This is a genomic window from Nocardioides panacisoli (genome assembly GCF_039537325.1).
Classification (GTDB): Bacteria; Actinomycetota; Actinomycetes; order Propionibacteriales; family Nocardioidaceae; genus Nocardioides; species Nocardioides panacisoli.
Window position 1 is genome coordinate 246,705 of record NZ_BAABAH010000005.1, and the last position, 7,346, is coordinate 254,050.

Annotated in this window: 7 protein-coding genes; 5 read left to right on the forward strand and 2 right to left on the reverse strand. The window is 71.7% G+C overall.

The genetic code is table 11. The features are described 5' to 3' along the window. Position 1: 1 nt before the first annotated feature. Positions 2 to 1,144 carry a phosphate ABC transporter permease PstA gene (gene pstA / locus ABD709_RS10070; RefSeq protein ID WP_344774891.1) on the forward strand — a complete coding sequence of 381 codons (1,143 nt, stop codon included), beginning with the start codon at positions 2 to 4 and terminating at the stop codon, positions 1,142 to 1,144. Further along, entirely contained in the window at positions 1,141 to 2,697 is a 1,557-nt protein-coding gene (locus ABD709_RS10075) for a phosphate ABC transporter substrate-binding protein PstS (protein WP_344774893.1), read from the forward strand. Before pstA ends, ABD709_RS10075 begins: the two co-directional genes overlap by 4 nt. A 13-nt stretch (positions 2,698 to 2,710) precedes the next feature. Here ABD709_RS10075 and ABD709_RS10080 read toward each other — a convergent pair whose 3' ends face one another. Beyond that, positions 2,711 to 4,240 (reverse strand): glycosyltransferase family 39 protein, encoded by a 1,530-nt coding sequence (locus ABD709_RS10080; protein ID WP_344774895.1) that lies wholly within the window; start codon positions 4,238 to 4,240, stop codon positions 2,711 to 2,713. Positions 4,241 to 4,326: 86 nt separating this feature from the next. On the opposite strand from ABD709_RS10080, the gene ABD709_RS10085 reads away from it, so the two are divergent. The 3 genes from ABD709_RS10085 to ABD709_RS10095 all read left to right on the forward strand — a co-directional run bounded on the left by ABD709_RS10085 (position 4,327) and on the right by ABD709_RS10095 (position 6,659). Then, positions 4,327 to 4,740 carry an HIT family protein gene (locus tag ABD709_RS10085; RefSeq protein ID WP_344774897.1) on the forward strand — a complete coding sequence of 138 codons (414 nt, stop codon included), beginning with the start codon at positions 4,327 to 4,329 and terminating at the stop codon, positions 4,738 to 4,740. 78 nt (positions 4,741 to 4,818) lie between these two features. Continuing rightward, a complete protein-coding gene (locus tag ABD709_RS10090; RefSeq protein ID WP_344774899.1) occupies positions 4,819 to 5,586 on the forward strand; it encodes an SDR family NAD(P)-dependent oxidoreductase in 768 nt (255 codons plus the stop codon). Positions 5,587 to 5,642: 56 nt separating this feature from the next. Continuing rightward, entirely contained in the window at positions 5,643 to 6,659 is a 1,017-nt protein-coding gene (locus ABD709_RS10095) for a DUF3048 domain-containing protein (protein WP_344774900.1), read from the forward strand. 8 nt (positions 6,660 to 6,667) lie between these two features. On the opposite strand, the gene ABD709_RS10100 is transcribed toward ABD709_RS10095, so the two are convergent. After that, the coding region (locus tag ABD709_RS10100) for an integrase core domain-containing protein (protein ID WP_344774902.1) at positions 6,668 to 7,346 on the reverse strand (679 nt) is incomplete at its 5' end.

The window sequence follows — 7,346 nt, forward strand, 5'->3', positions numbered from 1 at the left end:
CATGGCGACCCAGACGGCAGTGCCGGCGCCCACCGTGCCCGCGCCGCCCACCCTGCCCGAGCGGCTCCGCCTCGGCGGCATCTCGCCCGACCTCACCTTGCACGTCGTGGTGGCGCTGGTCGGGTCGCTGTCCCTGGCCTGGCTGCTCTACGAGCGGCTGATCCCGGCAACCGGCACGATCGGGTTCTGGATCTTCGCCTACGCGCTGTTCCTGACCCTGCTCGTCGCCGCGAGCGCCACCAGCCTGGACTGGCTCGGCGTGCTCGACCGGCTGATCGGCGCGCTGGTCGCCACGGCTGGGCTGGTGATGATCTCGGCGCTGGTCGGCATCGTGGTCTTCACGTTCGTGCACGGCAAGGCGGCCCTGTCCCACTGGAACTTCTTCCACGACACGATGGCCTACTCGGGGCCGGACGCGCCGCTGGGCGAGGGCGGCATCTTCGCCGCGATGGTCGGCACGTTCGAGCAGGTGGCCATCTCCGCGGCCGTCAGCGTGCCGCTCGGGCTCGCGACGGCTGTCTATCTCAGCGAGGTCCGCGGCAGGCTGGCCCGCCTCGTGCGGATCGTCGTCCAGGCGATGACCGCCGTGCCGACCATCGTCGCCGGCCTCTTCATCTACTCGCTCGTGATCCTCCAGATGGGCCACGAGCGCAGCGGCCTGGCCGCGGCGCTCGCGCTCTCGGTGAGCATGGTCCCGGTCGTCATCACCACCGCCGAGGTGGTCCTGCGGCTGGTGCCCAACGGCCTGCGCGAGGCATCGCTGGCGCTCGGCACCACCCAGTGGCAGACGGTCTGGCGCGTCGTGCTGCCGACGGCACGACCGGGCCTGGTCACCGCCGTGCTGCTCGGTGTGGCACGGATCATCGGTGAGACCTCACCGGTCCTCCTCGTCGCGGGCTCGACCAACGAGCTCAACTACGACCCGCGGCACGGACCCCAGCTCTCGCTGCCCCTGTTCGTCTTCAACGGGCTGCGCACGCCGATCGACGTCGCCATCACCCGCGCGTTCGGTGCCGGCGTCGTGCTGCTCGCCCTCGTCGTCCTCTTCTTCGCCCTCGCCCGCATCATCGGCGGCCGCACCCCGGGGCGGGTCAGCCGCCGCGAGCAGCGACGCCTCGCCCGGACCCTAGGAGCCAGCTCGTGAAACGCCACCTCGTCCGCCTGTTCCCCTTGGCCGCCGCCATGGCGCTGCTCGGCCTGTCCGTGAGCCCGGTGCCCGCGGCGCACGCCACGGACTACGTCCCGGTGTCCGGCGCCGGCTCGACCTGGAGCCAGGTCGCGGTCGACGCGTGGCGCGCGGACGTCCGCGCCTCGGGCGTCGTGGTCAACTTCGCCGGCACCGGCTCGACCGACGGCCGCTCGCAGTTCATCCAGGGCACCGCGGACTTCGCCACCAGCGAGATCCCTTTCCAGAACCCTCCGGAGCCCGGCCAGCAGGCCGAGGTGCCGAGCCGCGACTACGCGTACATGCCGATCGTGGCGGGCGGGACGTCCTTCATGTACAACCTCCAGCTCGGAGGTCAGCAGGTGCGCGACCTGCGGCTCTCCCCGGAGACGCTGGCCAAGATCTTCACCGGCCAGATCACGCGGTGGAGCGACCCGGCGATCAAGGCCGACTACGGCAAGTCGCTGCCGGACATCCCGATCATCCCCGTGGTCCGGTCCGACGGCGCCGGCGCGTCCGCGCAGTTCACCCTCTACATGCAGAACCAGACGCCGGACGTCTACTGCCCCTTCATCCGCAGCAAGCTGCACCTGAGCGGCTCCGCGTGCCCGAGCGTCTCCTTCTACCCCGCGTTCGGGAACAGCAAGGCGCAGGTCGGCTCCAACGGCGTCGCCAACTACGTGTCCGCCTCCTACGGCGCCGGCTCGATCGGGTACGTCGAGTACGCCTACGCCAAGCGGATCAACTTCCCGGTCGTCGGCCTGCTGAACAAGGCCGGCTACTACTCCCAGCCGACGGCCGGGAACGTCGCGGTCGCGCTGACCCAGGCCCGGATCAACAAGGACCTCACCCAGAACCTCACCTCGGTCTACAACAACCCCGATCCGCGGGCCTACCCGATGTCGAGCTACAGCTACATGATCGTCCCGACCTCGACCGACCCGCCGTTCAACGCCGACAAGGGCAAGACGCTGTCGACGTTCATCAACTACTTCCTCTGTGCGGGGCAGCAGAAGGCGGAGATCCTCGGCTACTCCCCGTTGCCCAAGAACCTGGTCGAGGCCGGCTTCGCGCAGGTGAGACGGATCCCCGGCGCCGTGCCGTCGCCCTCGATCGACAAGTGCAACAACCCCGCGCTCGACATCCTGAACTCGGCACCCAAGCCGGATCCCTGCTCGAAGAAGGGCGCCACGTGTGCGCCGGGCGAGGGCAACCCGGCCGGCACGACCGGCGACGGGGCCGGCACGGACGGCACGTCGACCGATCCGGGCGCGGGCCCGAACGGCACCGGCACCGGGACCGGTACGGGAGCCGACGGAACAGGGGACGGCACAGGAGCGGTCGATCCCCTGACCGGCGCGGTGACGGGCGACCCGCAGAGCACCGCTGCCGGTGGGGCGCCCGGGACGCCGATCTCGCTGACCGGCGGGCACACGGGCCAGACCAAGGCCGCCAGCCTCGTCGCCGCCCTCGCACTCGTCGCCGGCGTGCTCGCGCCGCCCCTGTTGGTACGGCGACTGCGCCGGCGCTGACGCGGCGGCGCCGTCAGGTCGGCCCGGGCTGCAGCGACCGGGGCGGCGGGAGCAGGCCGCGGTCGGCCGCCACCGTCGCCCGGAGCGCTTGGAGCCGCGGGGCGCCGAGGCCGGTCGAGGCGTACCAGTGCCAGCGGCCGGTGGTGCCGAGGTCGACGTACTGCAGCCGGAGGACCCGGTGCAGCCACTCCTCGGGGTTGCGGTCGCCGAGCACGACCAGGTCGGGCTGGGTCTGGCTGACCCAGGCGGCGTACTGGGACAGGCCGCCGGGCAGGTGCGCGTTGAGGAACCGGTCCTCGGAGCCGTTGAAGACCTGCCAGGGCGTCGGGTTGGTGCGGTCGGCCAGGACCATCGCGTCCGGGGCGTTCACCGACAGCACGGTCGCGCCCGGCGGCAGCCGGCCCACGACCCCGTCGACCACCGCACGCTGCGCGGCCAGCTCGTCGGTCCGCGTGGCCACGGCCACGACGGCGGTGGCGACCATCGCGGTCGCGACGCAGGAGGCGACGAGCGCGAGCCGCCCCGGCTCCGGCAGCGCGCCGGCCACCAGCAGCACCAGCCCGGCGAAGCCGAGCGCGCCGAAGGGGAGCACGTCGAACAGGTCCGGCGGCCCGTTCATGGCGACCAGGAGCCAGCCCACCGACGCGAGCGCGGCGGCCAGGACCACGACCAGCGCCCGGCGTCGGGCGCCGCCGCCCCGCCAGTGCACGGCGAGCAGGAGCGGCAGGACGGCCAGCCCGACGAGGAACGGGAGGATCGTCCAGGCGTACCCGCCCCACATCAGCCGTACGTCGAGCGCCGGGTCGGTGAGCAGCGACGGCTGACGCGTGTAGCCGGCGTTGATCACGAGGAAGCCGTCGATGGCTGGCCGCAGCGCATGGTCGGCCGCGAACACCGCCACGGCGATCCCCGTCGGCACCAGCCCGCCGACGACGTACCCGACGAACGCCCGGACCCGTCCGCCGCGCTCGACCGCGACCGCGACGAGCGCCGCCGCGACGGCGACCGCGAAGGCCGGCTGCCAGGTGAGCGTCGCGGCGGCGGTCGCGGCACCGGCCAGGAACCACCGGCGGTCCAGCAGCCAGACCAGAGCGAGCAGCAGGAGGAGCAGCATCAGCGTCTTCTCGCGAGGGCCGTCCGAGGCGAACTCGGTGAACGTGGCGGCGCACGCGAGGACCGACGCGGCGAGGAACCCGGCCGCCCGCGAGCGAAAGGTGCGCCGGCCGAGCAGGTACAGCGCGGCGCAGCAGCCCGCCGACAGCGCGAGGTAGACCACGCGGGTCGCGAGGATCGGGTCGATGCCGAGGCGGTCGCCGGCCGCCACGACCAGCCCCGGCACCGCGTCGGAGAGCGGACCGACGGAGTTGAAGATCCCGACGTAGGACGGCACCCCGTGCGCCACCTGCTCGCCGCCGTAGAGGAACACGCCGAGGTCGCGGTCGAGGGGCCCCTGCGTCCCGTGCAGGGCGAACAGGGTGCAGGCCAGCACGAACACCAGCGCCGGGTCGAGGACGGCTCCACTGCGGCGGGACCGCGTCGTCACGCCGCCAGCGTGGCACCGCCGGTTGAAGGCTTCCTGAGACCGCGAGGAGAGGAGGCTGAGTCGGTGCGGCCGACTAGCCTGCGGACGTGGCCGACTGCGTCTTCTGCTCGATCGTCGCGGGGGACACCCCGGCCGAGCTGGTGCTGGAGGAGGACGACTTCGTGGCGTTCCTCGACGCCCGCCCGGTCTTCAAGGGCCACGCGCTGCTGGTGCCGCGCGAGCACGTGGTCACGCTGCCCGACCTGCCGGCCGGGCTGCGCGACGGCTTCCTCGCGGCCGCGCAGCGGCTGGCGACCGCGGCGGTCGAGGGCCTCGGCGCGCAGGGCAGCTTCGTCGCCATGAACAACGTGGTCAGCCAGTCGGTGCCCCACCTGCACTGCCACGTCGTGCCGCGCACCAAGGGGGACGGCCTGCGCGGCTTCTTCTGGCCGCGCACGAAGTACGGCGACGGCGAGGCCGCGGAGTACGCCGAGCGCCTGCGCGCCGCGCTCGCCACCTGAGCCGCCCGTCCGGCCCACGCCGGGCATCGGTACCCTCGCAGCGTTTCCACCACGGATCACGAGGCTGAGGAGTCAGACATGGGCCGCTTCGACGGGCGGGTCGCCGTCATCACGGGTGCAGCGCGCGGGATCGGCTTCGGCACCGCCACCCGGTTCGCCGAGGAGGGCGCGTCGGTCGCGATCATCGACCTCGACGAGTCCGCCGCCGCGGAGGCCGCGGCGAAGCTCCCGGTGGTCGAGGGCGCCAAGGCGATCGGCATCGGCTGCGACGTCAGCAACGCCGCGTCGGTCGACGCCGCGATCGAGCGGACCGTCTCCGAGCTCGGCGGCATCCACATCCTGGTGAACAACGCCGGCATCACCCGCGACAACCTCCTCTTCAAGCTCACCGAGGAGGACTGGGACCTGGTGATGAACGTGCACCTCAAGGGCGCGTTCCTGATGACCAAGGCGGCGCAGAAGCACTTCGTCGCGCAGAAGTACGGCAAGGTCGTCAACACCTCGAGCATCTCCGCGCTCGGCAACCGCGGCCAGGCCAACTACTCGGCCGCGAAGATGGGCCTGCAGGGCTTCACCCGCACCCTCGGCATCGAGCTCGGCCCGTTCGGCATCAACGTCAACGCGGTCGCGCCGGGGTTCATCGCCACCGAGATGACCGACGCCACCGCCGCCCGGCTGAAGATGGACGTCGACGAGTTCCGCCGCCTCAACGCCGAGGCCAACCCGGTCAAGCGGGTCGGCGAGCCGGCGGACATCGCCGCGGCCGTCTGCTTCCTCGCGGCCGACGAGGCGTCGTACATCACCGGACAGACGTTGTACGTCGACGGGGGTGTCACCCTCGGATGAGGGCCCTGATCGCTTAAAGTCGAGTGTCGGACTAGACAACCACGATCGGAGCTCCCGTGCGTCCCGCCCAGCGCCGTACCGCCCTGCCCGCCGCGCTCGTCGCGCTCGCCCTCACCGTCACCGCCTGCGGCGGCGACGACTCCTCGGGGTCCGACGAGCCGCACGGCGTCGCCAAGTCCAAGGCCGCTGCGCCGGAGACCTGGCCGCTGACCGGTCTCGAGGCCAAGGGCAGCACCGACGAGGACCACCCGGCTCTCGTCGTGAAGATGGACAACACCGAGGCGAGCTCGCCGCAGCAGGGCCTCGGCAGCGCCGACATGGTGGTCGAGGAGCTCGTCGAGGGCGGGATCACCCGGCTCGCGGCGTTCTACTACTCCCAGATCCCCGGCGTGGTCGGGCCGGTCCGCTCGATGCGGGCCAGCGACATCGGCATCGTGTCGCCGATCGACGGCACCATCGTGACCTCCGGCGGCGCCGGCGTGACGATCAACCGGATCAAGGGCGCGGACATCCCGTTCGTCACCGAGGGCAGCGCGGGCTTCCGCCGCGACGACACGCGCATCGCGCCGTACAACCTGTTCGCGGACCTGGGCGCCGTCGCCAAGGCGACCGAGGACGGCAAGGACTCCCGCCCCGAGGACTACCTCCCTTGGGGCAGCGACAGCGACTTCAAGGGCGGCAAGCCGGCGACCTCGCTGACGGCCGACTTCGGCGGCTCGCACTCCACGGAGTGGAGCTACCAGGGCGGCCACTACGTCAACACGAACTCCTTCGCGCCGGCCGACGACCAGTTCTCGGCCGACTCGGTGCTGGTGCTGCGCGTCGACATCGGCGACGCGGGCTACCTCGACCCGGCCGGCAACCACGTGCCGGAGACCAAGTTCGTCGGCGACGGCGACGCGCTGCTGTTCCACGACGGCAAGGTCGAGGAGGGCACCTGGCACAAGGACGAGCTCACCTCGCCGGTGACTCTGTCCACGTCGGGCGGCTCGATGAAGGTCCCCGCCGGGCACACGTTCATCGAGCTGGTGCCGATCGACAGCAAGGGCGGCGCGATCACCTACGCGAAGTAGGTCCCGCGCTAGTTGTAGTTCCCCGTGACGTTGTGAACGCGGTCGGCGGGGGCCAGGCCTCCGATGCCGGTATGGGGTCGGTGGTGATTGTAGAAGTGGAGCCAGCCGGCGTAGGTCGCTGAGCGGGCGTCGTCGGACAGGTAGGCCGTGGCGTAGGCCCACTCGGCGACGAGGGTGCGGTTGAAGCGCTCGACCTTGCCGTTGGTCTGGGGTCGGTAGGGGCGGGTCCAGCGGTGCTTCACGCCCTCGCCGAGTGCTGCTGCGAAGTCGTGGGATCGGTAGCAGGAGCCGTTGTCGGTCATCACCGCTCTCACACTGATGCCGGCCTGGACGAAGAACGCCTTGGCTCTGCCCCAGAACGCGGCAGCGGTCTCCTTGCGCTCGTCGCTTAGTTGCTCGGAGTAGACCAGGCGAGAGTGGTCGTCCACGGCGTGGTGCAAGAAGACGTAACCGCGTGAAGGGGACCCACCAGCCCGGGCGGCCCGATCGGTGCCGGCGTGTGCCTTCTTGTGCTGCTTTGACCCGCGCCCGAATGCACGCCAGCTGCCGCCGTCGGGGATCCGGCCGAGTTTCTTGATGTCAACGTGGACCAGGTCGCCCGGCGCTGCGACCTCGTAGCGGACGGGCTTGGGCTTGCGGATCGGCAGGCCGGTGGCCTGGTCGAGATGGGCCAGCAGAGGCATCCGG

Coding starts and splice junctions, on each gene's coding strand:
- pstA (WP_344774891.1), top strand. CDS start 2: ATGGCGACCCAGACGGCAGTGCCGGCGCCCACCGTGCCCGCGCCGCCC.
- ABD709_RS10090 (WP_344774899.1), top strand. CDS start 4,819: ATGGGCCGCTTCGACGGGCGGGTCGCCGTCATCACGGGTGCAGCGCGC.